At 67.2% G+C, this 24052-nt stretch carries 29 protein-coding genes and 2 tRNA genes; 11 read left to right on the top strand and 20 right to left on the bottom strand.

The window, feature by feature from the left end; all coding sequences use genetic code 11:
* Positions 1 to 19 precede the first annotated feature (19 nt).
* From NJQ98_RS08795 to NJQ98_RS08780, 4 genes are read left to right on the top strand one after another with little or no spacing between them, the layout of a single operon-like run.
* On the top strand, positions 20 to 1957 hold the full coding sequence (locus NJQ98_RS08795) for a 3-hydroxyacyl-CoA dehydrogenase/enoyl-CoA hydratase family protein (RefSeq protein ID WP_262177899.1): 1938 nt from the start codon (positions 20 to 22) through the stop codon (positions 1955 to 1957).
* Positions 1957 to 3150, top strand: a complete 1194-nt coding sequence (locus NJQ98_RS08790; protein WP_262177898.1) for a thiolase C-terminal domain-containing protein — start codon at positions 1957 to 1959, stop codon at positions 3148 to 3150. The genes NJQ98_RS08795 and NJQ98_RS08790 overlap by 1 nt, the downstream gene beginning before the upstream one ends.
* Positions 3147 to 3656 carry a Zn-ribbon domain-containing OB-fold protein gene (locus NJQ98_RS08785; RefSeq protein ID WP_262177897.1) on the top strand — a complete coding sequence of 170 codons (510 nt, stop codon included), beginning with the start codon at positions 3147 to 3149 and terminating at the stop codon, positions 3654 to 3656. Before NJQ98_RS08790 ends, NJQ98_RS08785 begins: the two co-directional genes overlap by 4 nt.
* A 2-nt stretch (positions 3657 to 3658) precedes the next feature.
* On the top strand, positions 3659 to 5293 hold the full coding sequence (locus NJQ98_RS08780) for a long-chain fatty acid--CoA ligase (RefSeq protein ID WP_348533572.1): 1635 nt from the start codon (positions 3659 to 3661) through the stop codon (positions 5291 to 5293).
* 10 nt (positions 5294 to 5303) lie between these two features.
* On the opposite strand, the gene NJQ98_RS08775 is transcribed toward NJQ98_RS08780, so the two are convergent.
* From NJQ98_RS08775 to NJQ98_RS08735, 9 genes are all read right to left on the bottom strand, one after another.
* Positions 5304 to 5831, bottom strand: a complete 528-nt coding sequence (locus NJQ98_RS08775; RefSeq protein WP_262177895.1) for a winged helix-turn-helix domain-containing protein — start codon at positions 5829 to 5831, stop codon at positions 5304 to 5306.
* A gap of 344 nt (positions 5832 to 6175) precedes the next feature.
* Positions 6176 to 6249: transfer RNA gene (locus NJQ98_RS08770), tRNA-Thr, on the bottom strand.
* Between the two features lie 26 nt (positions 6250 to 6275).
* Entirely contained in the window at positions 6276 to 6743 is a 468-nt protein-coding gene (locus NJQ98_RS08765; RefSeq protein WP_262177894.1) for a GNAT family N-acetyltransferase, read from the bottom strand.
* A gap of 40 nt (positions 6744 to 6783) precedes the next feature.
* Positions 6784 to 7350 carry a CBS domain-containing protein gene (locus tag NJQ98_RS08760; protein WP_262177893.1) on the bottom strand — a complete coding sequence of 189 codons (567 nt, stop codon included), beginning with the start codon at positions 7348 to 7350 and terminating at the stop codon, positions 6784 to 6786.
* Positions 7351 to 7512: 162 nt separating this feature from the next.
* Complete coding sequence (locus NJQ98_RS08755) at positions 7513 to 8274, bottom strand: GTP cyclohydrolase III (protein WP_262177892.1); 762 nt, start codon at positions 8272 to 8274, stop codon at positions 7513 to 7515.
* Positions 8275 to 8399: 125 nt separating this feature from the next.
* Positions 8400 to 8699, bottom strand: a complete 300-nt coding sequence (locus NJQ98_RS08750) for a DUF5785 family protein (RefSeq protein WP_262177891.1) — start codon at positions 8697 to 8699, stop codon at positions 8400 to 8402.
* A 45-nt stretch (positions 8700 to 8744) separates the two neighbouring features.
* Positions 8745 to 10127 carry a hypothetical protein gene (locus NJQ98_RS08745; protein WP_262177890.1) on the bottom strand — a complete coding sequence of 461 codons (1383 nt, stop codon included), beginning with the start codon at positions 10125 to 10127 and terminating at the stop codon, positions 8745 to 8747.
* A 146-nt stretch (positions 10128 to 10273) separates the two neighbouring features.
* Positions 10274 to 10357 (bottom strand) — tRNA-Ser (locus NJQ98_RS08740).
* Positions 10358 to 10397: 40 nt separating this feature from the next.
* Positions 10398 to 11129 (bottom strand): hypothetical protein, encoded by a 732-nt coding sequence (locus NJQ98_RS08735; protein WP_262177889.1) that lies wholly within the window; start codon positions 11127 to 11129, stop codon positions 10398 to 10400.
* A gap of 80 nt (positions 11130 to 11209) precedes the next feature.
* Between NJQ98_RS08735 and NJQ98_RS08730 the strand changes: the two genes are divergently transcribed.
* Together NJQ98_RS08730 and NJQ98_RS08725 are read left to right on the top strand one after the other, a co-directional pair.
* On the top strand, positions 11210 to 11635 hold the full coding sequence (locus tag NJQ98_RS08730; protein WP_262177888.1) for a CBS domain-containing protein: 426 nt from the start codon (positions 11210 to 11212) through the stop codon (positions 11633 to 11635).
* Between the two features lie 100 nt (positions 11636 to 11735).
* Positions 11736 to 12248 (top strand): hypothetical protein, encoded by a 513-nt coding sequence (locus tag NJQ98_RS08725; RefSeq protein WP_262177887.1) that lies wholly within the window; start codon positions 11736 to 11738, stop codon positions 12246 to 12248.
* An 80-nt stretch (positions 12249 to 12328) separates the two neighbouring features.
* Here NJQ98_RS08725 and NJQ98_RS08720 read toward each other — a convergent pair whose 3' ends face one another.
* Together NJQ98_RS08720 and aroC are read right to left on the bottom strand one after the other, a co-directional pair.
* The gene (locus NJQ98_RS08720; RefSeq protein WP_262177886.1) at positions 12329 to 12955 is read right to left on the bottom strand and encodes a uracil-DNA glycosylase; all 627 of its coding nucleotides are present in this window, start codon (positions 12953 to 12955) and stop codon (positions 12329 to 12331) included.
* Positions 12956 to 12958: 3 nt separating this feature from the next.
* On the bottom strand, positions 12959 to 14158 hold the full coding sequence (gene aroC, locus NJQ98_RS08715; protein ID WP_262177885.1) for a chorismate synthase: 1200 nt from the start codon (positions 14156 to 14158) through the stop codon (positions 12959 to 12961).
* Between the two features lie 109 nt (positions 14159 to 14267).
* Here aroC and NJQ98_RS08710 point away from each other — a divergent pair, with 109 nt between their 5' ends.
* Positions 14268 to 14747 carry a bacterio-opsin activator domain-containing protein gene (locus NJQ98_RS08710; RefSeq protein ID WP_262177884.1) on the top strand — a complete coding sequence of 160 codons (480 nt, stop codon included), beginning with the start codon at positions 14268 to 14270 and terminating at the stop codon, positions 14745 to 14747.
* Between the two features lie 7 nt (positions 14748 to 14754).
* Here NJQ98_RS08710 and aroA read toward each other — a convergent pair whose 3' ends face one another.
* The 5 genes from aroA to NJQ98_RS08685 form a co-directional block, all read right to left on the bottom strand.
* A complete protein-coding gene (aroA, locus tag NJQ98_RS08705) occupies positions 14755 to 16041 on the bottom strand; it encodes a 3-phosphoshikimate 1-carboxyvinyltransferase (protein ID WP_262177883.1) in 1287 nt (428 codons plus the stop codon).
* Positions 16042 to 16107: 66 nt separating this feature from the next.
* Positions 16108 to 16536 (bottom strand): DUF6069 family protein, encoded by a 429-nt coding sequence (locus tag NJQ98_RS08700; protein ID WP_262177882.1) that lies wholly within the window; start codon positions 16534 to 16536, stop codon positions 16108 to 16110.
* A 66-nt stretch (positions 16537 to 16602) separates the two neighbouring features.
* Positions 16603 to 17043: a luciferase domain-containing protein gene (locus NJQ98_RS08695; RefSeq protein WP_262177881.1), complete on the bottom strand. Its 441-nt coding sequence runs from the start codon at positions 17041 to 17043 to the stop codon at positions 16603 to 16605.
* Positions 17044 to 17091: 48 nt separating this feature from the next.
* Entirely contained in the window at positions 17092 to 17958 is an 867-nt protein-coding gene (locus NJQ98_RS08690) for an ABC transporter permease (RefSeq protein WP_262177880.1), read from the bottom strand.
* Positions 17955 to 18983, bottom strand: coding sequence for an ABC transporter ATP-binding protein (locus tag NJQ98_RS08685; RefSeq protein ID WP_431357500.1), 1029 nt, complete (start codon positions 18981 to 18983; stop codon positions 17955 to 17957). Before NJQ98_RS08685 ends, NJQ98_RS08690 begins: the two co-directional genes overlap by 4 nt.
* A gap of 68 nt (positions 18984 to 19051) precedes the next feature.
* Here NJQ98_RS08685 and NJQ98_RS08680 point away from each other — a divergent pair, with 68 nt between their 5' ends.
* The 3 genes from NJQ98_RS08680 (at position 19052) to NJQ98_RS08670 (ending at position 20811) form a co-directional block, all read left to right on the top strand.
* Entirely contained in the window at positions 19052 to 20224 is a 1173-nt protein-coding gene (locus tag NJQ98_RS08680; RefSeq protein ID WP_262177878.1) for a M24 family metallopeptidase, read from the top strand.
* A 163-nt stretch (positions 20225 to 20387) separates the two neighbouring features.
* Complete coding sequence (locus NJQ98_RS08675) at positions 20388 to 20540, top strand: hypothetical protein (RefSeq protein WP_262177877.1); 153 nt, start codon at positions 20388 to 20390, stop codon at positions 20538 to 20540.
* Positions 20541 to 20601: 61 nt separating this feature from the next.
* A complete protein-coding gene (locus NJQ98_RS08670; RefSeq protein WP_262177876.1) occupies positions 20602 to 20811 on the top strand; it encodes a ribbon-helix-helix domain-containing protein in 210 nt (69 codons plus the stop codon).
* On the opposite strand, the gene NJQ98_RS08665 is transcribed toward NJQ98_RS08670, so the two are convergent.
* From NJQ98_RS08665 to NJQ98_RS08655, 3 genes are all read right to left on the bottom strand, one after another.
* Entirely contained in the window at positions 20812 to 21222 is a 411-nt protein-coding gene (locus NJQ98_RS08665) for a JAB/MPN domain protein-containing protein (RefSeq protein ID WP_262177875.1), read from the bottom strand.
* 70 nt (positions 21223 to 21292) lie between these two features.
* Positions 21293 to 21973, bottom strand: a complete 681-nt coding sequence (locus NJQ98_RS08660; RefSeq protein ID WP_348533558.1) for a hypothetical protein — start codon at positions 21971 to 21973, stop codon at positions 21293 to 21295.
* Between the two features lie 90 nt (positions 21974 to 22063).
* Complete coding sequence (locus tag NJQ98_RS08655; protein WP_262177874.1) at positions 22064 to 22603, bottom strand: hypothetical protein; 540 nt, start codon at positions 22601 to 22603, stop codon at positions 22064 to 22066.
* 318 nt (positions 22604 to 22921) lie between these two features.
* Here NJQ98_RS08655 and NJQ98_RS08650 point away from each other — a divergent pair, with 318 nt between their 5' ends.
* A complete protein-coding gene (locus tag NJQ98_RS08650; RefSeq protein ID WP_262177873.1) occupies positions 22922 to 23611 on the top strand; it encodes a VOC family protein in 690 nt (229 codons plus the stop codon).
* A 6-nt stretch (positions 23612 to 23617) separates the two neighbouring features.
* Here NJQ98_RS08650 and NJQ98_RS08645 read toward each other — a convergent pair whose 3' ends face one another.
* Positions 23618 to 23923: a DUF5779 family protein gene (locus tag NJQ98_RS08645; RefSeq protein WP_262177872.1), complete on the bottom strand. Its 306-nt coding sequence runs from the start codon at positions 23921 to 23923 to the stop codon at positions 23618 to 23620.
* Between the last annotated feature and the right edge of the window lie 129 nt (positions 23924 to 24052).

Below are 24052 nucleotides of genomic sequence, written 5' to 3'. Positions count from 1 at the left end.
GCTTACCTTGTGTTTCACGATGGGAGCGAACGACATAGAAGATGTGACCGTACTCGGCGCCGGCAGCATGGGTCACGGTATCGCTGAACTCGCCGCCATTGCGAGCTACGACGTGGTACTGCGGGACATCAACGAGGAGCTCGTCGATGACGGCCTCGAACAGATAGAGTGGAGCCTCGGGAAGCTCGAAGAGAAGGGCAAGCTCGACGAGCCGGCCGACGGCGTACGCGCCCGCCTCTCCGGCGAGACGGACCTCGAAGCCGCTGTCGCCGACGCGGACCTCGTCATCGAGGCGATTCCCGAGAACCTCAGTCTGAAGCGCGAGACGTTCGCGGAGGTCGACGACCACGCGCCCGACCACGCCCTTCTGGCGTCGAACACCTCCGGCCTGAGCATCACCGATATCGGGGCCGCGACCGACCGCCCCGAACAGGTCGTCGGCGCGCACTTCTTCAACCCGCCCGTGAAGATGGACCTCGTGGAGGTCGTCCACGGCGAGCGGACCAGCGAGGCGACCCTCGAAGCCATCCACGCGTTCGTCGACGACCTCGACAAGCGCGCCATCGACGTCAAGCGCGACGTGCACGGCTTCATCGTGAACAACGTCATGCTGCCGTTCATCGAGGAGGCGGCGTGGATGCTCTCGGGCGACGAGACCACGATTCAGCGGGCCGACGCGGCGATGGTCTACCAGCGGGGCTACCCGATGGGGCCGTTCGAGCTCGCGGACTACACGGGCATCGACATCGCCTACCACTTCCGGGAGGACACGGACCTGGACTCGCCGCCCGCCATCGCGGAGAAGGTCGACGCGGACCACCTCGGGAAGAAGACCGGACGGGGGTTCTACGACTGGGAGGGCGAGGGCCCGAACTACGAGCCCGGCGACGGCGACGGGTTCGACTGGCTCCGCATCGAGGCGCGGATGGTCAACGAGGCCGCGAAGCTCGTCGGCGGCGGTGTCGCGACCCCGGACGACATCGACCTCGGGAGCCGCCTCGGCGCGCGTTTCCCCGAGGGCGCCTGCCGACTCGGCGACCAGCTCGGTCTCGACACCGTACTCGAGAAGCTCCGCACGCTCCACGAGGAGACGGGCTCGGAGCGGTTCGCACCCGCGGAGTACCTCGTGGAGCTCGTCGAGGACGGCCACACGGGCGTCGACGCCGGCCGCGGTTTCCACGACTACACCGGCGACGGCCCCTACCAGTACATCAACAAGGAACTCACCGAACGCGGCGTCCTCGAAATCGAGTTCGACCGCCCGGAGCGGCTGAACGCGTTCTCCGAGACGATGTTCGGCGAGGTGAAGGAGGCTCTCGACAACGCCGACACCGACGAGGTGTCCTGCGTGGTGTTCTCGGGCGCCGGGCAGGCGTTCAGCTCCGGTGCGGACATCACGGGGTTCATGGCCTCTGAGCCGACCGAGCTGATGGACGTCGACGAGACGATTCAGGCCATCGACAAGTTCGAGCGTCCGACGCTCGCGCGCATCGACGGCTTCTGCCTGGGGGCGGGCTTCGAAATCGCGCTCGCCTGCGACCTCCGGCTCGCGACGGCCGACTCCTCGCTGGGCGCGCCCGAAATCAATCTCGGGCTCATCCCGGGCGGCGGCGGCACCCAGCGGCTCACGCGTATCGTCGGCGAGGGCCGCGCGAAGGAGCTCGTCTTCCGCGGCGAGCAGCTCTCCGCCGAGCGCGCCGCCGACTGGGGGCTGCTCAACCGCGCCGTCCCCGAAGCGGAGTTCGACGAGGTCGTCGAGGAGTTCGTCGACGACCTCGCGAACGGCCCGAAGACGGCGCTGAAGGTCGCAAAGCGCGTCATCGACGACGGACAGGACGCCAGCCTGCAGGCCGGCCTCGACTCCGAGAGCCAGGCCTTTGGCCTCCTCACGACCACGGATGACATGATCGAGGGCGTGACGGCGTTCAGAGACGACCGCGAACCGGAGTTCGAGTGATGACCCGGAACGCTGCGGTCGTCGGCGGCGGACACGCGGACTGGGGCAAGCGCGAGGCGACGTGGAAGGACCTCGCACAGGAGGCCGGGAAGGCCACCTTCGACGACGTGGACGGGCTCGGGCCGGACGACGTCGAGGGGCTGTTCCTCGGCGCGGTCCAGCCCGAGCGGTTCGCCTTCCAGAGCCACGTCGCGCCGCTCGCGGCCGAGCTCCTGGGCGTCCACGCCTCGAAGATGATATCCCGAACGGAGCTGGCGTGTGCGAGCGGTCAGGCTGCGCTGCGGTACGCGTGGCTCGCCATCGCCGCCGGCCAGATAGACGTCGCGCTCGTGCTCGGCGTCGAGAAGATGAACCTCGGCGACGACCACATGGAGGAGACCCAATCGGGCATGACGAACGTGCTCGACCGCGAGTTCGACGGTGTCAACGGCCTGAACGCGCCGTCGTTCTTCTCGATGTTCGCCCAGCGCCACATGCACGAGTACGGCACCACCCGCGAACAACTCGCGAAGGTGAGCGCGAAGAACAAGCGCCACGCCGCGAACAACCCGTACGCGCAGTTCCAGCAGGAGGTCGACGTCGACGACGTGCTGGACTCGTACCCGGTCGCGCCGCCGCTGTGCCTGCTGGACTGCAGCGGCATCACGGACGGCGCCGCCGGCCTCCTGCTCGTCAGCGAGGAGAAGGCCCGCGAGCTCACTGACACCGCGGCGTACGTCACGGGCAGCGGGCAGTCCTGCATGGCGAGCAACTCCATCAACAACCTCCCGTCGCTGTCGGCGTGGCCCCAGGCGACGGAGGCCGCCGAGCAGGCCTACGAGCAGGCGGGCATCGACGACCCGGTCGAGGAGCTCGACGTCGCGGAGATTCACGACTGCTTCTCCATCAGCGAAATCATCGAGTACGAGGACCTCGGCTGGGTGGAGAAAGGCGAGGGCGGTCAGTTCATCGAAGACGGGCGCAGCGAACTCGACGGTGATATCGCCGTCAACCCCCGCGGCGGACTCCTGGGCTGTGGACACCCGCTGGGTGCGACCGGCGTCTCGCAAGCGCTCGAAGTGTACAAGCAGTTCACCGGCGAGGTCGACGCCGCCCGACAGGTGCCGGACAGCCCGGAGACCGGCCTCATCCACAATCTCAGCGGCAGCGGCAGCGTCCACAGCGTGATGACGCTCGCGAGGGACCCACAATGACCGACGACACCGACCACACCGACGACGAACCGCCGCGGACGACGGTCTCGGTGCCCGAGACCATCGAGATGCCGCGTCTGCTCGACTTCTACGACCTGCAGGACGCCGACAACACTCGGATTCACGAGTTCTACGACCGCCTCCGCGACGGGTCGCTGTCGACGACGGCGTGTCGGGACTGCGGCGAGCGTCACTTCCCGCCGCGGGTCGTCTGTCCCGAGTGTACGAGCGACGACCTCGAATACGTCTCGCTGCCCCACGAAGGGACACTGTTTGCGTTCGCCGCCGTCAGGGGCGGCGGCCCGCTCGGGATGGACACGCCGTTCGTCACGGGCGTCGTCGACCTGGACGGCATCGACATCCAGTTGTCCGCCCGCATCGACGGCGTCGACTACGACGACCTCGCTATCGGCGACCCCGTCACGCTGCAGGTCGTGGACATCGACGGCCCGACCGACCAGAACAGGGTGTTTTATCGATTCACTCCGCGGGATGATACAGCATGACAATGGACTACGACCTCACGATAACGAAGTTCCTTGAACGCGCCCGAGACCTCTTCGACCACAAAGAGATCGTCACCGCGCTCCCCGACGGTAGCACCCACCGCTACACGTACGGCGACGCCTACGAGCGCATCAGTCAGCTCGCACACGCGCTGGACGACTACGGGATGGCGGACGGCGACCGGTCGGGCGTGATGGCGGTCAACCACTACCGGCACTTCGAGCTCTACTTCGGACCGTCCTGCAGCGCGCGCAGCATCCACATGGTGAACCACCGGCTGCCGGAACACCACCTCGTCGAGATCATCGAGGAGGCCCAGGACCGACTGATGTTCGTCGACCCGCAGTTCGTGGGCGTGCTCGAATCCGTGGCTGACGAGCTCGACACCGTCGAGCAGTACGTGATTCTCGGCGACCGAAGCGACGTGCCGGACACGTCGCTGGAGCCGGTCACCGACTACGAGTCGTTCATCGACGGCTACGACACCGACTACGACTGGCCCGCTATCGACGAGGAAACCGAAAGCGCGCTCTGTTACACGTCCGGCACTACCGGCCTGCCGAAGGGCGTCCAGTACACGCATCGTGGCCAGTTTCTCCACACGCTGATGCACAGCCACGTCGACGTGTTCGGCGTCAGCGAGAACGACACCGTAATGCCGGTGGTGCCGATGTTCCACGTCAACGGCTGGGGGCTCCCGTACACGACGACGTTCACCGGCGCGAAAATCGTGCTCCCGGGCCAGCGGACCGACCCGGACGAACTCATCCCGCTGATACGGGAGGAGGCAGTCACCGTCGCGGCCGCGGTGCCGACCGTCTGGCTGGAGGTCGACCGCGTCATCGAGGGATCCGCCGACCTCGGCCCGGACGTGCTGGACTCGCTACAGGACGTGCTCATCGGCGGGAGCTCCCCGCCGGCGTCGCTCATCCGGAAGTTCGAGGAGGTCTACGACGCGCCCATCGGTCAGGGATACGGGATGACGGAGGCATCGCCCCACCTCGCGAACACACTGATGACGACGGAGATGCGGGAACTGCCCGAAGAGGAACGGGACCGCCTCCGGATGAAAGCGGGCATCCCGGCGCCGGGCGTCCAGGTTCGGCTCCGCGACGAGACCGGCGAATCGGTGCCCCACGACGGCGAGACGCCCGGCGAAGTGCAGGCGCGAGCCCCGTGGCTCGCCGGCGAGTACTACCAGCGGCCCGACGCGACAAAGGCCTCGTTCACGGGCGACGGGTGGTTCCGGAGCGGCGACGTCGCCACTATCGACGAGTACGGCAACATCGACGTGGTCGACAGGCTCGATGACGTCATCAAGAGCGGCGGCGAGTGGATTTCCAGCATCGAACTGGAGAACGCGATCGTCGGCCACGATGGAATCGAGGAAGCCACCGTCATCGGCGTCCCACACGAGAAGTGGCAGGAACGCCCGGTGGCGTACGTCGTCGCAGCGGACGACGTGACCGCTGAGGGCCTCCGCGACCACTTGCTCGCGGAGTTCCCGAAGTGGTGGCTCCCGGACCGCTTCGAGTTCATCGACGAGGTGCCGAAGACGACAACCGGGAAATACAACAAGCGACGGCTCGTCGAGCGCTTCGAGTCGGAGTACGGGTCGCTGCCCGTCGAGGAGTAGCGCCGCGCGGCTAGAACTGGTAGTCGTCGTCGCCGTCGAGGTAATCGAAGAGCTCGGGGCTGGCGCCGAACTCCAGGACGTTCGTCATCACGCTTGTTCGGACGTTCAGCACTGTCTTGCCGTGGTTCTTGTAGAACTCGTGGAGCCAGCGCTCGCCGTGTTCGCGCGTGGGAAATAGCATGATGGACTTCCACTGGTACTCGCCGTCCGACAGGAAGTACATGAGTGTGTGTTCGTCGCCGCGGATGTGCTCCATCGTCTCGCGCCACTCGTCCGCGAAATACTCGGGGTTGAACTTGAATTCGAACAGTTCGAATATGAAATACTCCTCGTTGGGAACGATTGCCTCCCGGAACACGCCCGCCTCACGCATGTTCCGGATGGACTCGTTGACGGTGACGTACGAGACATCGATACCGTACTCGTCTTCGAGGATTTCGGCGAGTTCCCGGGAGGAGATGCTAGAGTTTTTGGCAAGCTCTCTGAGGATATAGACGTCCCGTTCTTTGAACTCGTATGCCGGCGTATCATTTGCCATACACACGTCTATCCGGGTAACAATGTTAAGATTCAGGAATTGGTTCCGGCGGTTGGTCTGTCCGTGAAAGCGCCGAACATCCACACCACCTGTTCTCCTTACAGCCCACCAGACGCGCCGCCCTCCCGTAGTCGCCGACCCGGTTTCCACCCAACTCGCTCACGCCGGAAAGCGGCCACTGGCACGGCGGACCCCTTTGGTCGTCCCGCTGCTGTCCCGGAACGATATCACGCTGTAAGCTCGTCTCCACCGCTCAGCATAGCTTGGTTGTCTATGAAACTGGAACCCGTTCCGTTCGACCGAACGTTCGGAATCGATTCGAGAGGCCCGCGCAAAAGGACCAGAGCCAGGGGTGGGATTTGAACCCACGAACTCTCGATTACAAGTCGAGTGCTTGGACCACCCAAGCTCCCCTGGCGCGTCCGACCGTTGTGGGGGGACGTTTTAAGCCGTGTCGTTTTCGGTCGACTTCTCGAGCTCCAGCCGGTGGGGGGCGTACCCGTGGGCGGCGTAGAACTGTCGGGCCGCGTCGTTTTCGGCCATCGCCTCCAGCTGTATCACCGTCGCGCCGCCGTCGACCAACCGTTCCTCGGCGGCCCGCAGGAGCGCGCTCCCGACACCGTCCCGCCGCGCCGCCGGCACGACGTAGATGTTCTCGACGAGCCCGGCCGTCACGTCCTGGTCGTACCGGCCGCGGTCGACGCTGAACATGACGAAACCGACGACAGCATCGTCTTGGCGGGCCACGAGGAGGTTGTCCGAGACGATGCGCTGGACCACGGTCTCACGGATGACGGCCCGGTTCTCGGGCCCCAGGAGATGCGAGCCGTAGTCCCGCTGGTCCCTGGCGAGTTCGACCCACATCTCGGTGAGGCGGTCGGTCAGCTCCGTCGACGGGGTCGTGATGTCCACGGCGGGAATGCGTACCACGGTCGCAAAACGCTTGTGTCGGCTACACGTCCCGGCAGTCCGCACAGAGCAACTGGCCGTTCAGCGACGCGAGCGACCGGGTGAGCGTGCCACAGGCCGAACAGATGCCCTGCTCCTCGAAGGAGTCCTCCGTGGCCGTGGTACCGTCGGCGGTCGCCTGTTCGGGCGTCGCCACCTGGGCGACCGCTTCCGGTTGCTCGGTAGCCTCGCTCTCCAGGCGGACCGACGAGAGGATGTCCTGTCCGGTCAGCGTCCCCAGCGGTTCCCCGTCCTCGACGACGACCCACTGTGTCGAGTTGGTCGCCATCCGGTCACGCGCCTCCGGCAACCGCGCCTCCGGGCCGACGGACGGGTACGATTCCGTCATCACGTCCTCGACTGTCGCGGTCTCCGGGTCCCCTTCCGAAACGAGATAGCCGAGGATATCTGCCCGGGTGACGACAGCGACCGTGTCGGTCCCTTGCAGGACGAGCGCCACCGCCTCGCCTTCGCGAACCAACAGCTCCGCCGTCTCGACGAGCCCGTCCGACGCGCTCGCACCGACGTACTCACGGTTCATCACCTCCCGGACGGATATCGGGTCGTGCATGCGTGAACGTATGGCACGAAGCCGTCTAAAAGCTACCTCCGACAGGGTTATGATGCGTGCTACCGAATACCAACGGCGTGTGTCCGCTGACGGGACCCGCTGTCGCCGGCGGCCCGCTGGTCACCACGCCCGCCTGTCGCAATTTCCCTTCCTTCGGCTATGCTACTCTTTGAACACCACTGTCGTTCCCTCGGCCCGGCACTCTTCGAGCGCGTGTTTCGCGTCCATGCCGGCATCGGCGGGCGCCCGCGCACGACCGACGCCGACCTTGAGCTCGACGTCGACTGCCTCCCTGACGTGGGTACAGGCGTCCCGGTAGGCCGCCTCGTCGAGGTCGGGACACACCGCGATGACGTTGTCCCCGCCAACGAAGAAGGAGAGCGAATCGTGGGCCTCCCGCATGTACTTCATGAGCGCGGCGTAGCCCTGTTCTATCTGGATGAACGTGTCGAACTCGTTGAGCTGGTCGGTGTACTTCTCCGTCGCGTCGTCGACGTCGAAGTGGGCCAGCTGGACGTCCGACTCGGTCCGGAACTCCTCCTCGATGGTCTGGCCGCGCAAGACCTCACGGCGACCCTCGTCCTGTGCACTACCGGCCGCCTGGAGCTGTTCGGTGGCCGTTCCGAGCGCCGACACCGGCGTCGTCCCCGTCGCGACCGAGAGGCTCATCGTCACGGGGTAGCGGTTCCCGATGGACTCCTGGATGAGCGCGTGGTCGGCCTCGTCGAGCCCGTTGCTCACGGCGATCATGTTGTCGAACCGCGAGAAGAAGATGTAGCCGTCCCGGTTGCCGAACAGCTGCGCGAGGTCGGCGTACAGCCGCGATTGCAGCGTCTGGAGGTCGACTTCGCGGCGCGGCTCGGGCGTCACTGTCCACGGGCCGTAGTTGTCGATCTGGATGTGCGTTACCTGCGTGTTCGTCACTACCGACGTTTAGGACCCGACCGGTATTGATGTATCGAAACAGGGTCGCACGGAGCGCTAGCGTTCGGCTCTGATGTCACTGGCCGGATGATTTCGCCCGTGGAGGCGAGCGACGGCGTCCCGTATCAGGCGTGTTGCAGCCGGTACGGCCACAGGTCCGCCTCGCGGAGCGCTTCGCCGAGCGCCCGGTGGAACTCGGGGAAGTCCGCGAACTCCGATTCGTCGACGTGGTCGAAGATGTCCGCGACGCTGACGACCGTCTCGTAGTCGATTCGGACGGGGTGGTCGCCGTACGCCGAGACGTACTCCTCGGCAGAGAGCGGGAAGTCCTCGTCTTCGTCTATCTTCTTCGCGAGGATGGCGTGTCCGTACTTGCGCCGGCCCTCGCTTCCCTCTTCACCGTCGGGGTCGTGTGGCCACTCCATATCCGGTCCTCGGGACACTGGCACAAAAAGGGTTGCTCTCCGGGGCTACCAGGGGTCGAAGTCGTCCGGGCGACCGCCCCCGCCGTCGCCGCCCCCGCGCAACAGGAGCAGGATGACGACGAACGCGCCCAGCGCGATGACGAGACCGCCGACGAGATACACCGTGTTGACACCCAGGACGGTCGCAGGGACGGCGTCCGGAAGTGGGTCGTCACCGCCGCCCACTATCGGCCCGCCCCCCGTCGCTGCCGTGCCGGTCTGTTGTGCGTCGTCGAACTGTTCGGAGGGGATGAACACGGAGCCGACGCTGGTCTCGTTGACCGCGAGCCGGTACTGACCGGGCTCGGTCACGCTGTGGGAGATAGTGGCGTCCGCGGTCCCGTTCGCCGGAACCGTCACCGTCGTGGTGTTCACCGTCTCGCCGTTGACCCGCATCTCACCGCGGTACGTGCCCGCGACGGCCCCGTGGTTTCGCAACCGGACGTTGACAGACAGCTGTGCGCTGTTGCCCCGCACCGACGACCCGTACGACGTGTTCTCGACGGAGATGCTCGGGTCGATACGGCCCACTGCGTAGCTCGTGCCGCGCGTCGCTGTCGCCTCGTACACCGTCCGGTTGGCGCCGTCGGCCGCGACACTCGTCGACAGCGGCTCCCAGGCCGCGCCGTCGCGCTCATACACCGTCACCTCGTCGCGCGCAAGGGCCGAGTTCGCAATCACGGCGTCGCTGACGCCGATCCGCATGGTCGACGATTCGAAGCCGTCCTCGCTCTCGAAGTCGACCACACCGAACAGGGTGGCCTGCGCCGGCCACGATACGTTTTCCGGCGTTTCGGAGGCGTTCGTGTACTCGGTAAGATACTGCTGGAACGACGACTGTCCGGTCGTCGTCGACCAGCGCTGCAGCGCGACCGAACGGTTGGACGGCGGGATATCCAGGTCGACCGATTCGCTCGCCGAGACACCACTCGCCTTCACGTCGAGGCGGCGCTGCGTGTCGGTTTCCGACGCGACGCGGGCCCGCGAGGCGACCACCGTGACGACGCCAGCCTTCCTGTCGTTGACCCTGAGTGCGTAGGTCCCCGGCTCGTCGAACTGGATTGTCGCGTTGGCCGTCCGGCGTTCGTCGGGCCCGATACCCTGGACTCGTTGGGACTCGAAGGTAGTCCATCTCGTCCCGTATCTGGTTCCGTTACGCTTGAACTCGAACGTGAACCCGCCGCCCTGGTCGCCGACGTTCACTACCTCGCCGGTCACTGTGATGTTCTCGCCGACGGTCGCAGTCGTCGCCGACACCTCCGCTTTCCGGACGCCGAAGGCCGAGTTAGCCGCCGCAACGGACGCCATGGAGCCGAGGAGGAGGACGACCAGACCGAAGGCGAGTACACGATGCCCGCGCTCTGTTGGAGACCAATCTGTGGGCTGCATCTGTATGTTGTCAGCCGGACCAGTTATATAAATCCTCCCGGTGGGTGGAATAAGTCACCGCTGTTGACACTCACGGAGATGTGGTTCGGCGGCTTCAAACCGCCAGCGTACGCGCACTGCTCCTCGCCAATGTGTTCGGAGCAAGACGGTGGGGCTGGGATTTGAACCCAGGAATCCGTGAGGATACCTGCTTTCAAGGCAGGCGCAATAGGCCGCTCTGCCACCCCACCGCAGGCGGTGGTTACAGGGGTCTGCCCTAAGGCCTGTCGGTTAGTCGCGGACCAGTTCGTCGTCGGCCGTCACGCGCAGCCCGAGCTCGTGTATCAGCGCGGTCGTCCGGGGCGGCACGACTCGTTCGGCCCGGTGGCGGGCGCGAAGCAGCGGGACGACGGTCCGGAGGTCCGCGGGCGTCTCGACGACCGGTGCCGACGGGAGGAAGTCCGCACCGAGGTCGGCGTCTGTGGCCCGCTCGGTGAGCGTCTGGACGGCCGGGGTCGCGTACGCGCCCTCGAAGTCAACGGGCTCGGCGAACCCCGCGTAGTAGACCCGTCCCTCGGTCGACGGGCCGAGCACGACGCCGGCGGAGCGGAGTTTCATCGCGGCGCTGTCGACGAGCTGTCGGGTCAACAGGCCGGCCGTGGGTTCGACCGAGGCCACGGTGTTGACGTCCTCGCGCTCCAGCAGGTGCGTGACGGTGTTGCCGACGCGGGCCGCGTGAGACGACCCGACCTGAACCTCGTAGCGAGCGTTGTCGGGCGCCTGGAGCGCCTCGTCGAGTGGCTCACGGACCGCCTGCTCGGGGTCGACGCCGTCGGGGGCCTGTTCTTCGGGCCGGTAGTTCACCAGCAACTCGGCGCCGCTGGACTCCACGGCGCGACAGACGTCGGCGAGCATCGCCATGTACAGCGCCGCCGCTTCCGATTCATCGAGCGGTCCGTCGGCTAGCTCCGGCAGAACGTGCCCTTCGACGGGCGGGTCCGCCAGTACAGCAACGGTGGTCATAGGTCCCCTTCGGGACGACGACGGTTAGTCGGTTCCGGACTCGCCGGACGACCTTTGGGATTGCGTACCAATGTTTCGGTATGCAAGTCCGCAAACTCATGTCGACGGCGGTGGTCACCGTCGACGTCGAGTCGACGCTTGACGAGGCCGTCGACAGATTGCTCGGTGCGGGCGTCGGCTCGGTCATCGTCGTCGAGGAGGGGGACCCGCTCGGCATCCTCACCGAATCGGACGCGCTGCGGGCCGCGCGGGACACGGGTCGTCCCCTCGCCGCCATCGACGTTCGGGACGCGGCCAACCGGCTGGCCGTCACCACGACGCCGTCGACCGCGGTCGGGACCGTTGCCCGGCTGATGGCCGACGAAGGCGTCAAGAAGGTCCCCGTACTGGACGGGGTCGATATGGTGGGTATCGTGACCCTGACCGACATCGTCTGGGAGTTCCCGGCAATCCGGGAGAAAGCGACGGCTATCGAGGCGGTCCGAGAGGAGTGGAGTCCGCGGTGACGGCCGGGCTGGCGCGACCACGGCTCACTCTGGGACGCGCTAGCAACACTTATTTACATACTGTCAACCCAGTGTATAGTAACGCAGGGGATGGGGACGAATGCAACAGACCGAGACATACCGGTGTGAGGGCTGTGGGACCGTCTTCCGAGTCGCGGGCGGGGACCGACCGACGGTGGTCTGTTCGGAGTGCGAACAGGTGGCGTCGCCCCACGGCGACGCGGCCGCCAAGCGGGAGTACCGCGTCGGCCACGCGACATACGTCGAGGGCCGCCGACGGACGACCGAAGCGTTGGAGCGGTTCGAGTCGGGCCACACGACGCTGGCCCGCGGCGGGTTCGACGACGCGGCCGGCGAGCTAGAGGACAGCGTCGACCGCTTTACCGCGGCGGTGACGCGGGCCGACAGCGAGGCGGTCCGCGAGGACTGCGAGCGCGCACGGAAGAAGGCGACATGCCTCTGGCAGGCCGTCGAGTGGCTTTCCGGGGCCACCTACGCCAGCGAAAAGGGCGATGCAGACCGGGCGACCCGGTACCGCAAGGACGCTCAACAACGGCTGCGGGCCGCCAGCGAGTACGACGTGCTCACCGCTCCCGACGAACTCACGGACTGAGAGGAGTCAGCGACCCCGGCGGACTGACCGCTGCCGCCGGTCGTCAGCGACCCCGACGGACTGACCGCTGCCGTCGGTCGTCAGCGACCCCGCCGACCCTTCGTCTGGCGGTAGTCCTGTCCGAGTACGTCGCTGAAGTGGTCGAGGAAGGCGGTCCGTTCCTCGTCCGTCTGGTCGGTCGGCGGCAGCATCGGCAGAATCTCGAAGCCCCGGCCCCGGATTGTCGTCGCGTGGCGCTCCTCGATGTCGAGTTCGTCCTCGCTGAGTGTGGTGTACTCGAAGGCAAGCTCTTCGAGTGGGCGCTGGCCCACCGGGAGCAGCAGCTCTGGATTTATCATCCGTATCTCGCTGTTGAGATACGGCTCGCAGTTGACCACCTCGTCGTCGGTCGCCGGGCGCTCGGGGTGGCGACAGCGGGTGACGTAGGTCAGGAAGGTGTTCTTCAGTTCCGGCTCGTCGGCGTCGGGGTCCTCGACCATGTCGACGGCATCGAGGATGTCGAGCAGTTCCCGCTCGCGCTCGTCGGTGAAGGGGATTCCCGACTCGTCAGCGCCTTCGGCGGGGGAGTCACCGAGGACGATGAACTCCGCGCCCACGTCGCCGTAGCCGTGGACGACGTTCTCCCGGGTCTCACAGAGCTCAGGGCAGTTCTGGCACTGCTCGTCCATGCCGAAGGGGTTCGACATCGACTCCTGGTTGGCGTCCATCGGTCAGTCCTCGTCGACGGTTTTCGCGTGCGTGTCGGCGTCCTCGGGGTCGTTCTGCGGGCTGGACGGGTGGTAGTCGGTGTCGTACTCGCCCGCCCGGCCGTCGAGTCTGTCGGGGTTGATGCGACCGCCAAGCAGCATGAAGTCGAGGACGGTGCAGTAGAGCATCGCCTCGACGACCGGGACGGCGCGGGGCGGCAGGACGGGGTCGTGGCGGCCCGTCACCGTTATCTCCTTCTGTTCGCCGGTCTCCCAGTCGACGGTCTTCTGGGTCTTGGGGAAGGAGACAGGCGCGTGCCAGGTCACCTCGCCGGAGATGGGGTCGCCGGTCGTGATTCCGCCCTGGAGGCCGCCGTGGTCGTTCCCGACCGGGGTCGGCGTGCCGTCCTCGCCGAACTCCCAGTCCTCGGTGTACTCCGACCCGGTGGCGGTGCGGGCCTCGCGGCCGATGCCCAGTTCGAAGTCCGTGACGGCGGGGATGGAGTACATCGCCTGGCCGAGCCGCGACGGAACCGAGTCGAAGCGGGGCGCGCCCAGCCCGCGGGGGACGCCGCGGCACTCGAAGTAGATGGCGCCGCCGATGGAGTCGCCCTCCTTCTGGTACTTGTCCGCGAGGTCGCGCATCTCTTCGGCGGCGTCGGGGTCCGCACAGCGGACCTCGTTCTCCTCGCTGTGTTCGAGCATCTCCTCGAAGGTCACGTCGTCGGCAACTACGTCGCCGATTTGGCAGACGTGGGCCTTGATGGTGACGTCGTGGTCGGACTGTTCGAGGACCTGCTTGGCGACGCCGCCGGCGGCGACCCAGTTGACGGTTTCGCGGGCCGAGGAGCGGCCGCCGCCGCCCCAGTTGCGCGTGCCGAACTTCGCCGAGTAGGTGAAGTCGCCGTGTGACGGGCGGGGCGCCGTGATGAACGGCTCGTACTTGCCCGAGCGAGCGTCCTTGTTCTGGATGACCATCCCGATTGGCGTCCCCGTGGTGTAGCCGTCCTGGATGCCGGAGTTGAGCTTCACCTTGTCCGGTTCGCCCCGCGAAGTCGTAATCATCGACTGGCCGGGTTTGCGCCGGTCGAGGTCCTTCTGTATCTCCTCCTCCGAGAGCTCCACGCCCGCGGGGACCCCCGAGACCGTACAGCCCATCGCTTCCCCGTGGGACTCGCCGTAGGTGGTCAGCCGGAAGAGCCGGCCGAACTCGTTGCCGTTCATTAGGAACGTGTGGGGGGCGGGGACATTTGAACCTTGTAGATATAGGGGCCCAGGCCACGGGAAGAGTGTTGGGAAATATACATATGGGCCGGCGTGCTACTGACACAGAATGTCAGCCATCACACACATGACGGTCGACGCCGACGAGTTCCTCCTGGGGAGGGTCCTCTCGCGGGACCCCGGAGCCGAAGTCGAACTGGAGCGGGCGGTCCCGGCCGCAAACCAGGTGATGCCCTATCTGTGGGTGGCGGGAGTCCAGCTACCGGAGTTCGAGCGCCGGGTCCGGACGAGCCCGCACGTCAGGCGGCTGGTCGCCGTCGACGTCGTCAACAATCAGGGGATGTACCGCATCGAGTGGGCCGACGACGGCGAGAGCCTCCTGCACGGAATCCGGGAGACGGGAGCGACGATTCTGTCGGCGCGGGGCGCTGACACCTGGAAGTTCGTCCTGCAGTTCGAGGACTACGGCGGGCTCGCCAGATTCCACAACTACTGCCGGCAGAAGGACATCGACGTCTCGCTCGACATGGCGTACTCACCCGACGAACTCGAAGCGACGAGCGAATACGACCGCCGGACGGAGCTGTAGGGGCGCTCTATCGCTCGACGGCGCCGCCCAGCGATTCCAGCAGGTCGAAGAAGTTCGGGAACGAGACGTCGACGTGTTCGGCACCGGTGACGGTGGTCTCGCCGTCGGCCACGAGCCCGGCGACGGCCAGGGACATGATGATACGGTGGTCCGCGCGGCCGTCCACGGTGGCGCCTTCGAGACTGCTGTCCTCGCCGTAGACGACGAGTTCGTCCTGCTTCTCCTCGACGCGGGCGCCCATCTCGGTCAGCTCCTCGGCCATCGCGCTGACTCGGTCCGTCTCCTTGTAGCGGACGTGTTCGGCGTCGGTGATTCGGGTGACGCCGTCGGCGGCCGCCCCCAGCGTGGCGATAGTTGGAAGCAGGTCCGGCGTGTCCTCGACGCCGACCTCGATGCCCGAGAGTTCGCTCTGCTCGACCGCGATTTCGCCGGCCTCGCGGTCCCAGGAGAGCGTCGCGCCCATCCGGTCGAGGATATCGACGATGGCGGTGTCGCCCTGCGCGCTCGGGACCGCCGAGGTGACCGTCATCCCCTCCGGCGAGGCCAGCGCTCCCATCGCCAGCAGGTAGCTGATAGAGGAGAAGTCCCCGGGGACGTGGTACTCCCCGTCGGCGGGGTCGTAGGACTGGCCGCCTGCGACGGTGAACCCGTCGGCGGTCCGCTCGGCCGTGACGCCGTAGTCCGAAAGCACTTCGAGCGTGATGTCAACGTACGGCGAGGACTTGAGGTCGGTCGTCAGTTCGATGTCGATACCCTCGTCGGTAACAGCGCCGGCCATCAGCAGGGCGGTGATGTACTGTGAGGAGACGTCACCCGGAATGGAGACGCTTCCACCGTCGATGCCGCCGCCGACGACCAGCGGCGCCTGGCCGTTCTCGCGCGTGCTCTCCGCGCGGCCGTCGAGTTGGCCGATAGCTTCGAGCAACGGTCCCTGGGGCCGGGACCGCAGCGAGTCGTCGCCCGTCAGCACCGTCAGGCGGTCCTGCAGTGCGGCCGTGGCGGTCACGAGCCGCATGGTCGTCCCGCTGTTGGCGCAGTCGATGACGGTGTCGGGCGTCTCGGGCCGCCCGGCGAAGCCAGTGACTTCGATGGCCTGCTCGTCGCTGCGGTCGACGCTGCCGCCGTAGGCAGTCACCGCGCGCATCGTCGCCTTCGTGTCGGCGCTGACCAGCGGCGCTCTGACTGTGGCGCCGTCGGCGTAGCCCGCGGCGAGAAGGGCCCGGTGGGTGTAGCTCTTCGACGGCGGGGCCTGTGCGGTGCCCTTGACCGTCGACGTGCCGATGGTGATATCCATGGTCGGGCGATTGCGGCCGGGCGACAAGAGGCTACCGCTCCCGGCACTGTAGTCGAGAAAAGACCGTTACAGCTGGACCGCACCGATGATGAAGGCCACTAGCGGGACGGCCACCGCGGCGTGTATCGCGACGAGCGCGGCCTGTCCCACCGCGGTGAGCCCCAGCGAGGGCGCGAAGGCGAAGACGGGGACGAGCATCACGACGAAGACGGCCGCCGACAGCGCCGTGAAGTTCCGTACCGGTCGGTCGGTGAACCGAACTATCGCGGCGTAGGCGACCGCGGCCCCGACCCCGGACACGACGGTCGAGGTCACGATGGGGACGGCGCCGAAGGGGCTCTGGGCCCCGCTTACGCCGAGGTCGAGTCCGAGTGCTCCGGCGATAGCGGCGACCGCGAGAGCCGCCACGACGCCGAGGAAGACGCCGCCGGCGGTTCGGAGCGCGAGCTCACCTCCGGAAGAGGCCACTGGGTAGCGCGACGATATTGTCGCCATACTAACTAGATTGTGGGCGTGCACAAAAAGTTCTATGTCTGTGCCACAGCCCGGTGAGTGTCGGCGTCACCGGCGGTCGAACGCGGCCCGGATGTCGTCGGTGAGTGCCATGGCGGCCAACTCGCTCTCGACGTCCACGTCGGCGAACTCCTCGGCGCCGGCGGGCGTCTTCTGCAGCACGTTCACGTGGTAGAGATACGACAGGCGGAGCAGCCACCGGGCGTGGTCGTACTCCTCGGGCGACTCGATGTACTCCGTCGTCCAGCCCGACTCGGTCAGCAGGTGGTGGGACCCGGTCTCCCGCGCGTCGACGAGCACGTCGCGGAGCCGTTTGAGATACGCGATGTCGAGCATCCCCCAGCCGTGGACGTGTCCGATTTCCCGCGGGCCGACGCGGAACTCCGTGCCGCCAAAGCGGTGTTCGCCCGTTGTCACGTGGGGCCACCCGCTCACCTCGTCAATCAGTCTGTCGACGGTCGCTGCGATGGCCGCCCGGTCCGTGGTCATACCACCGATAGGCCGGGCGACACGATAAACACCGCTGTGGCGCCGGCGCTACTGCACGTTCGCGCTGGAAGCGCGCTGGAGCATGTAGACGGCGACGCTGCCGAAGCCGACCGCCAGGGCGAGCAAGACGGCGACCGCCGGGACGAGCGTGTCGTAGACGCCGCCGAACGCCGTCACCTCGATGACCGTCATCACGTCACGGCCCAGCATGATGGCCCTCGCGGCGTCGACGCCGTAGGTGACGGGGTTGAACCGCGCGACCGTCTGAATCCACCCCGGAAGCACCGCGAGCGGGAGGAAGGCCGTCGAGACGAACAGCAGCGGGAACTGCAGCAAGTTCGCGCCGATGATGGTCGACTCCTGGTCCTTCGTGATGACGGCGATGGTGTTCGAGAGGGCGGTGAACCAGAACGAGAAGAGGACGCCGACGGCGACGATACCCAGGGCCCCGACGACGCCCGTCGCGACCTCGGCGCCCAGCAGGACCCCGAGCCCGATGATGATGAGTATCTGAGCCGCGATTCGGACGACCTCGGCGGCGGTCTTGCCGAGGAAGACCGCCGTCCGGTTCATCGGGCTGACCAGCACCTTCTCGAACATCCCGTTCTCGATGTCGTTGACCAGCCCCACGCCGGAGGTCGCCGCGGCCGCCAGCGCCACCTGCATGGCGATGGCCGGCACCAGATACGTCTCGTAGCTGATGTCGGCGGCGCTCTGGTTGACCGCGCCGGTGGCAACCTGGCCGAACACCTGCGTGAACAGGACGAGGAAGATGATGGGCTGGACGAGCGAGACGACGAGGACGAACGGGTTGCGGACCGCCTTGATGTTCCAGCGGACGAAGTTGACCCAGAGGTCCCCGACGAAGGAGTTGCCCGAGCGGGAGACCGCCTCGCCGGCCGGCTCGGGACTCACGCGCCACCTCCGTCTGCCGCCAGTTCCTCGACGGACTCGTCCCCGTCGGCCGAGACGTGTTCGCCGGTGATGGCGAGGAAGACGTCGTCCAGCGTCGGCGCGCGGACGTTGAACCCCGTCACAGAGACGTCGGCGTCGCGGAGCGCGACCAGCAGATCGGTCCCGTTCGAGCGGGCGCGCTCGGAGGTGACCGAGATGCCGTCGGCCGTCACCTCGACGGCCGCCCCGGGCTCGAAGAGGTCGACGGAGCGGGCGATGTCGGCGGCCGCCGCCCTGGTGGACTCGTCGCCGTCGACGTTCACCTCCAGAATCTCGCCGCCGACCTCGCGTTTGAGTTCGGCCGGCGACCCCTCGGAGACGATTTCGCCGTCGAGGATGACCGCCAGCCGCTCACAGAGCGCGTCGGCCTCCTCCAGGTACTGGGTGGTGAGGAAGATGGTCGTCCCCCGCTCGTTGATGTCGCGGAAGTACTCCCAGAGGCGGTTTCGCGCCTTCGGGTCCAGCCCGGTCGTGGGTTCGTCCAGGAAGACGAGCGGCGGCCGGTGGACGAGCGCCGTCGCGGCGTCGAGCCGCTTCTTCATCCCGCCCGAGAAGTCGTCGGCCCGCTTGTCGGCCACGTCGGCCAGGTCGACGAGGTCCAACAGTTCGTCGATGCGGTCGGCCCGTTCGCTTCGGGGCACACCGTAGGCGTCACAGGCAAAGCGGAGGTTCTCGCGGGCCGTCAGCTCGGGGTCGATACTGGTCTCCTGGGCCATGTACCCCACCGTCTCGCGGACCGAACGGCCCTCCGCCAGCGCGTCGAACCCGTTGACGGTGATAGCACCGCTTGTCGGTCGCAGGAGCGTCACGAGCGTCTTGATAGTCGTGGTCTTGCCCGCCCCGTTCGGGCCGAGGAAGCCGAAGAACTCCCCCCGCGGGACCGTCAGGTCGATGCCGCGGACCGCCTGGGTCCCGTCGGCGTAGGTGAGCTCTACGCCCTCGGCCGCGATTGCGTCGTCGGTCACGGGCGGTGGAAGGGTCGCCAGACTGATATACTACCGTCCCAGCCGGCCGCGCCGATAGCCATTTGCCCCTCCCGGTCGGACTGGCAGGCATGCCCGATTTCGGCAGACTCGACGCGTTCCTCGACGAGACCGACACCGACGGCTATCTCATCGACGCGGACTCGACGGACTCCGACCAGTACTACCTCGCGGGCTTCGACGCGCCCGACCCCTTTATCACGCTGTACGACGGCGAGACCCACCTGCTCTTTCCCCGCAGCCTGGAGTTCGGCCGGGCCAAACGCGAGTCGCGCGCCGAGACCGTCGAGCGATACGTCGACTTCGACCACGCCGAACTGGTCGAGGAACACGGCCCTGAGGAGGCGGTCTCGCACGTCCTCGGCCGCTTCCTCGACGCCTACGACGTCGACAGCGTGGCGGTGCCGCCGCGGTTCCCGCTCCGGACCGCCGACGGGCTCCGGGCCCGCGGCGTGGACGTGACCGCCGATACGGACGGCACCGTCACGGAGATCCGCGCGACCAAGACCGACGAGGAGATAGACCACATCCGGGTCGCCCAGCGCGCCAACGAAGCGGCGATGGCCGCGGCCGAGGCGTTACTCCGGGAGGCCGAAGTCGCCGACGACGGCACGCTCAGAGACGACGGCGAGGCTCTCACCAGCGAGCGCGTCAGGGAGGAGATAGAGGTGACGCTGCTCCGTCACGGCTGCTCGCTCGACGAGACTATCGTCGCCTGCGGCGCCGACGCCGCCGACCCCCACGACCGCGGGAGCGGGCCGCTCTCCGCAGGCGAGCCGATTATCATCGATATCTTCCCACAGGACAAGACGACGAAGTACCACGCCGACATGACCCGGACGTTCTGCGTGGGCGAGCCCGGCGAGACCGTCCGGGAGTGGTACGACCTGACCGAACGGGCGAAGGCCGCCGCCTTCGACGCGCTGGAGCCCGGTGCCACCGGCGAGGCCGTCCACGCCGCGGTCTGTGACGTCTACGAGGACGCCGGGCTGCCGACGCTGCGCAGCGACGACCGCGCGGAGACTGGCTTTATCCACTCGACGGGCCACGGGGTCGGCCTCGACGTCCACGAGCTCCCCCGGCTGTCGCCGTCGGGCGGTGAGCTGGAGCCGGGACACGTCGTCACCATCGAGCCGGGGCTGTACGACCCCGAAATCGGCGGCGTCCGCATCGAGGACATCGCCGTCGTCACCGAGGACGGCTACGAGAACTTCACCGACTACGACCAGAACCTCACCGTGTGAAGGCCTCTCAGTGGTGTTGGCGGACCGTTCGCGGATAAATCATGAACTTTTATTATAGATGGGTCGAAAGCTGGTGGTAGCTCATGCTTGTACGCAAGCTTCGTTCGCGCCGTGCCGACGCCTCGACCGCCGACCACCGCAGAAACCCCACACACCCACCCGGATGACAACCACGATCACGACACCCACCGACGACGAATCGTACCCGACCCCCGAGTTCGGCAGCCGTTCGACGGACGGCGCTCAGCTGATGTTCTCACCGACCAGCTCGGCGACCGCCGGCCACTTCGACACCGAGGCGGACGAGCCCCGCTGAGCTCCAGCCGTCGCTGCCGGCGTGACACAACCGTTTTCCGGCCCCGTGGCATGGCTGAGATATGGCCGATTACACCACGGTCTCGATTCCGAAAGACCTCGCCGAACGCGTCGAGGAGACCATCGAGGGGACCAGCTTCTCCAGCACGTCGGACCTCGTCCGCTTCCTGCTTCGCAGCATCGTCGTCGAACACCAGCGCGAGGGGGAGCTGACGGAGGCCCAGTTCCAGGACATCACCGACCAGCTCCGTGACCTGGGGTATCTCGACTAGTTACGCCAGCGACTCCTCGGGCGGTTCGACGTCGAGAATCTCGACATCGACCGGCCGGCCCGACCGGTCGAACGCGCCGAAGCTGTCGGTCTCCCAGGGCGGAACGGCGACGAAGATGACCTCGTGGAGGTCGTCGAGCTTGCTGACGCCCATGTAGCCGTCGGGGTGGGAGACAAAGCGGCCCTGGGTCTGCCCGGCGGGCGTTCCCAGGTCCATCCCGAAGACGGCGTTGACGGAACTCCCGGCCGACGGCAGGTAGAAGTCCGTGAACACGGGTATCTCCGGGTCAAGGTCCGTCTCCGGGAGCTCCGCGGCCTCCGTGACCGCCAGCGAGATGGTCACGTCGTTCGGCTCGGCTTCCCGGGCCATTCTCAGCAACGTCTCGACGAGGCCGCGTGTCACGTACACCACACCGAGATTTCGGGCGGTAGTCGTATAATCCCGTCGCCGGTTCCCCGGGCCACCGGCCCGTTCGCGGCGCCTATCCCAGCACGAACGACTTCAGGTTCTTCACGTACAGCCCCGGCGTCCGTCTGCGGGACCCGCGGAGCGCGTCCGAAAGGGCCCCGCCGGCGTCGTCCGCGATGCCGTGGCCGTGGCCAACGAGCAGCCGCTCCGGGTCGAGCCGGTTCAGCTTCGTCGGCGGCGTCAGCCGCAGCATCGGGTGGACGCCCAGGCGCTCGCCGCCGGCGAGGAAGTAGTCGACCGTCCCGACGGCCTCCGGCACCACGAGCGTGTCGTCTTCGTCGCCGTACAGCGCCGCCTCCTGCCAGAAGGCGTTGCTCGTGAGCTCGTGGATGCCGTAGTCGGTGCCCGGAATCTGCCGGTGGACCCGCTCGGTGGGGGCGTCGATGTCGTCTTCCGTGCCGGCGAGCGCGTCGGGGATGTAGACGGGTACGTCGTGGCGTTTCGCGATAGCCGCCGAGTCGCGCTTGTGGCGATCCAGCAGAAGGATGACTCCGGCCACGTCACCGAACTCCGCGAAGAGGTCGTCGATGCCCTCGGCGTCGACCGGGTCGACGACGATGGCACCGGCTTCGGTCCCGAGGACGTGACTCGCCCGCTGCATCCCCTCCTCGGGATAGGCGAGCCAGCTCGCCCCCCGGTCCCAGCGATTCGTTTCCGCCCAGTCCGACGCCACGCCGTCGCCTTTCATTGGCATAGGCCACGGTAGGACCCCGGCGTGGATAAAGGGTCTAACTAACCGAAGCGAGCCAGGCTACCGGAGCGGTCCGGCGCCGCGACGGCCGGCTCACTCGCTCCGGTACACCGTCACCTCGTTCTCGAGGCTCGTCGGGGACCGCGGGTAGTCCGCGGCCGCGCTACGTAGCGCCGAGATGGCGTCCGCCTGTAACCGGTCCGCCTCCGCGAGCTCGGTGTCGAACGTCGCGTCGTTGTCGAGGTAGACGGTACACTCCTGCTCGAACTTCTCGGCGGCGGTTCGGAGGTGCCGTGCGGTGGCGATACCGTCCGCTATCGGGCCAGGGAACAGGTCGGCATCGTCGACCTCGCAAGCGGTGACGAACTCGCGCACCTCGTTCCAGGAGTCGACGTTGGAGTCGAGGGCACCCTGTGCGCCCCGGAACGCTTCGATAGCGTCGTAGAACCAGTCGTTTCGCATGTCGGCGATAGCGCTGCCGGACAGGTCGGTGAGCGTGACCAAGACGTCGCCGCCGTCCCGCGTCTCGAGTATCAGCCCGTCCGGCGTGTTCGCGTCCGGTCCCTCTTCCCGGGCCGCGTACAGGCCGTCGCCGGTGATTACGGCCCCGATTTCGTCCAGCGCCCCGTTCATGTCGTCGTAAGCGTCCTCGTAGGCGCTGAGGGCGTACTCCGTCCGCCCCTCCCGCGTCTCGATACCGCTGGGCGCACAGTCAGTGGCGGCCGTGGTCGCCGTCCGCCGCCCGGTCTCTGTCGGGGAACCGTTACTGCCCCCGGTCTCTCGACCCCCTCATCCGGCGACGAGCGCGACACCACCGACGAGTACGCTCCGGCGCGAACGTTCCATAGCTGAGGCTGGGTGTCGGCGCTGTTCAATATTCCGGCCCGCTGGTCGCCCGCGCCCCACACCGCGGACCCGACAGTTTTGCCCGTCGGCGACCAACGCGGAGCCATGCTCTCCACCCCGGAGTGGCTCACGCTGGAGGCGAAGTACCCCGACCGCCTGACCGCGTTCTACGACGCCTTCCTCGAACTCGACACCGTCGAGTCGAGCGAGGCCGAGACTGTCCTCAAGGCCGGCGGGACGGACATCCGTCTACGTGCGCCCGGGCCGGTCCCCCGCGGCGGGCTCCACACCCACTACGCGCTGACAGTGCCCGAGCGGGAGTACGACGACTGGTACGACCGGCTCGACGAGCGGTTCGAACTGGTCGAACACACCTTCGGCGACGCGCGCTCGCTGTACTTCTACGACCCCGAGGGCAACTGCGTCGAACTGGGCGAACGGTCCCGGGACGGCGACAGCGGCGGGGTCGGCGACCTCTTCGAGCTGGTACTTGAGGTCGAAACCCTGGCGGCCGCCGTCGAGTTCTACGAGCGCCTCGGCTTCGAGGTAATCGACGACGACCGCGAAGCCGGTCGGGTCCGGCTCACGACCGGCGAGTTCGACCTCGAACTGTGGTCGTCGCGGCTGGGTATCGCCGACGCCCGGGGCGGCGTCCACGTGGACTTCGGCGTGGGCGCCGACGACCCCGGCGCCGTCGCCCGCGAGGTGGCCGACGACGCGCTGGCGGTCACGTCCATCGACGACGGCGTGCGGATTCGCGACCCCGACGGCCACTACGTGACGCTGGTCGGGTGAGCCCGGTCAGGTGTCCAGCCGGCTCTTGTCGATGGTGACGCCCGCCGGCGTCACGATGAGAAAGCCCCGGAAGTGCATCAGGTCGCCGCCGGCGTCCTTAACCGGCCGGGCGAAGCCCGAGGCGAGCTCGTTCAGGTCCCCCTCGACGTTCAACACGAGCACCCGCCCGTCCTCGATGGTCTCGACCCACTCCGCGTCGTCGGTCGTGCCGTCCAGCACCCCGAGGACGACCCGGTGGCTCCCGCCGGTCTCCTCGTCGGCCGCCATCTGGTCCTCCACCGCTTGCAGGTCCAGTCCCTCGAAATCGCTCATACTCCGTGTGCACGCGTCCGACCAGCAAAAATCCTCTCCCCGGCGTCTGACGACTGGCTTGCGAGACGGGTGAGGTGTCTCCAAGAGAGCGAGCGGCCAGCGACCGAGACGGAGCTGCCGGCCCTGCGA

It is taken from the genome of Haloarcula laminariae (assembly GCF_025457605.1).
Taxonomy (GTDB): domain Archaea; phylum Halobacteriota; class Halobacteria; order Halobacteriales; family Haloarculaceae; genus Haloarcula; species Haloarcula laminariae.
This window is presented reverse-complemented; position numbering and strand designations above follow the sequence as displayed.

Coding starts and splice junctions, on each gene's coding strand:
- NJQ98_RS08655 (WP_262177874.1), bottom strand. CDS start 22,603: ATGAACGGGGCGCTGGACGAAATCGGGGCCGTAATCACCGGCGACGGC.
- NJQ98_RS08710 (WP_262177884.1), top strand. CDS start 14,268: ATGTCAGCCATCACACACATGACGGTCGACGCCGACGAGTTCCTCCTG.
- NJQ98_RS08750 (WP_262177891.1), bottom strand. CDS start 8,699: ATGGAGTGGCCACACGACCCCGACGGTGAAGAGGGAAGCGAGGGCCGG.
- NJQ98_RS08680 (WP_262177878.1), top strand. CDS start 19,052: ATGCCCGATTTCGGCAGACTCGACGCGTTCCTCGACGAGACCGACACC.
- NJQ98_RS08695 (WP_262177881.1), bottom strand. CDS start 17,043: ATGACCACGGACCGGGCGGCCATCGCAGCGACCGTCGACAGACTGATT.
- aroC (WP_262177885.1), bottom strand. CDS start 14,158: ATGAACGGCAACGAGTTCGGCCGGCTCTTCCGGCTGACCACCTACGGC.
- aroA (WP_262177883.1), bottom strand. CDS start 16,041: ATGGATATCACCATCGGCACGTCGACGGTCAAGGGCACCGCACAGGCC.
- NJQ98_RS08775 (WP_262177895.1), bottom strand. CDS start 5,831: ATGGCAAATGATACGCCGGCATACGAGTTCAAAGAACGGGACGTCTAT.
- NJQ98_RS08670 (WP_262177876.1), top strand. CDS start 20,602: ATGGCCGATTACACCACGGTCTCGATTCCGAAAGACCTCGCCGAACGC.
- NJQ98_RS08725 (WP_262177887.1), top strand. CDS start 11,736: ATGCAACAGACCGAGACATACCGGTGTGAGGGCTGTGGGACCGTCTTC.
- NJQ98_RS08660 (WP_348533558.1), bottom strand. CDS start 21,973: ATGCCAATGAAAGGCGACGGCGTGGCGTCGGACTGGGCGGAAACGAAT.
- NJQ98_RS08650 (WP_262177873.1), top strand. CDS start 22,922: ATGCTCTCCACCCCGGAGTGGCTCACGCTGGAGGCGAAGTACCCCGAC.
- NJQ98_RS08675 (WP_262177877.1), top strand. CDS start 20,388: ATGACAACCACGATCACGACACCCACCGACGACGAATCGTACCCGACC.
- NJQ98_RS08780 (WP_348533572.1), top strand. CDS start 3,659: ATGGACTACGACCTCACGATAACGAAGTTCCTTGAACGCGCCCGAGAC.
- NJQ98_RS08790 (WP_262177898.1), top strand. CDS start 1,957: ATGACCCGGAACGCTGCGGTCGTCGGCGGCGGACACGCGGACTGGGGC.
- NJQ98_RS08785 (WP_262177897.1), top strand. CDS start 3,147: ATGACCGACGACACCGACCACACCGACGACGAACCGCCGCGGACGACG.
- NJQ98_RS08735 (WP_262177889.1), bottom strand. CDS start 11,129: ATGACCACCGTTGCTGTACTGGCGGACCCGCCCGTCGAAGGGCACGTT.
- NJQ98_RS08645 (WP_262177872.1), bottom strand. CDS start 23,923: ATGAGCGATTTCGAGGGACTGGACCTGCAAGCGGTGGAGGACCAGATG.
- NJQ98_RS08720 (WP_262177886.1), bottom strand. CDS start 12,955: ATGGACGCCAACCAGGAGTCGATGTCGAACCCCTTCGGCATGGACGAG.
- NJQ98_RS08795 (WP_262177899.1), top strand. CDS start 20: ATGGGAGCGAACGACATAGAAGATGTGACCGTACTCGGCGCCGGCAGC.
- NJQ98_RS08730 (WP_262177888.1), top strand. CDS start 11,210: ATGCAAGTCCGCAAACTCATGTCGACGGCGGTGGTCACCGTCGACGTC.
- NJQ98_RS08760 (WP_262177893.1), bottom strand. CDS start 7,350: ATGCACGACCCGATATCCGTCCGGGAGGTGATGAACCGTGAGTACGTC.
- NJQ98_RS08745 (WP_262177890.1), bottom strand. CDS start 10,127: ATGCAGCCCACAGATTGGTCTCCAACAGAGCGCGGGCATCGTGTACTC.
- NJQ98_RS08700 (WP_262177882.1), bottom strand. CDS start 16,536: ATGGCGACAATATCGTCGCGCTACCCAGTGGCCTCTTCCGGAGGTGAG.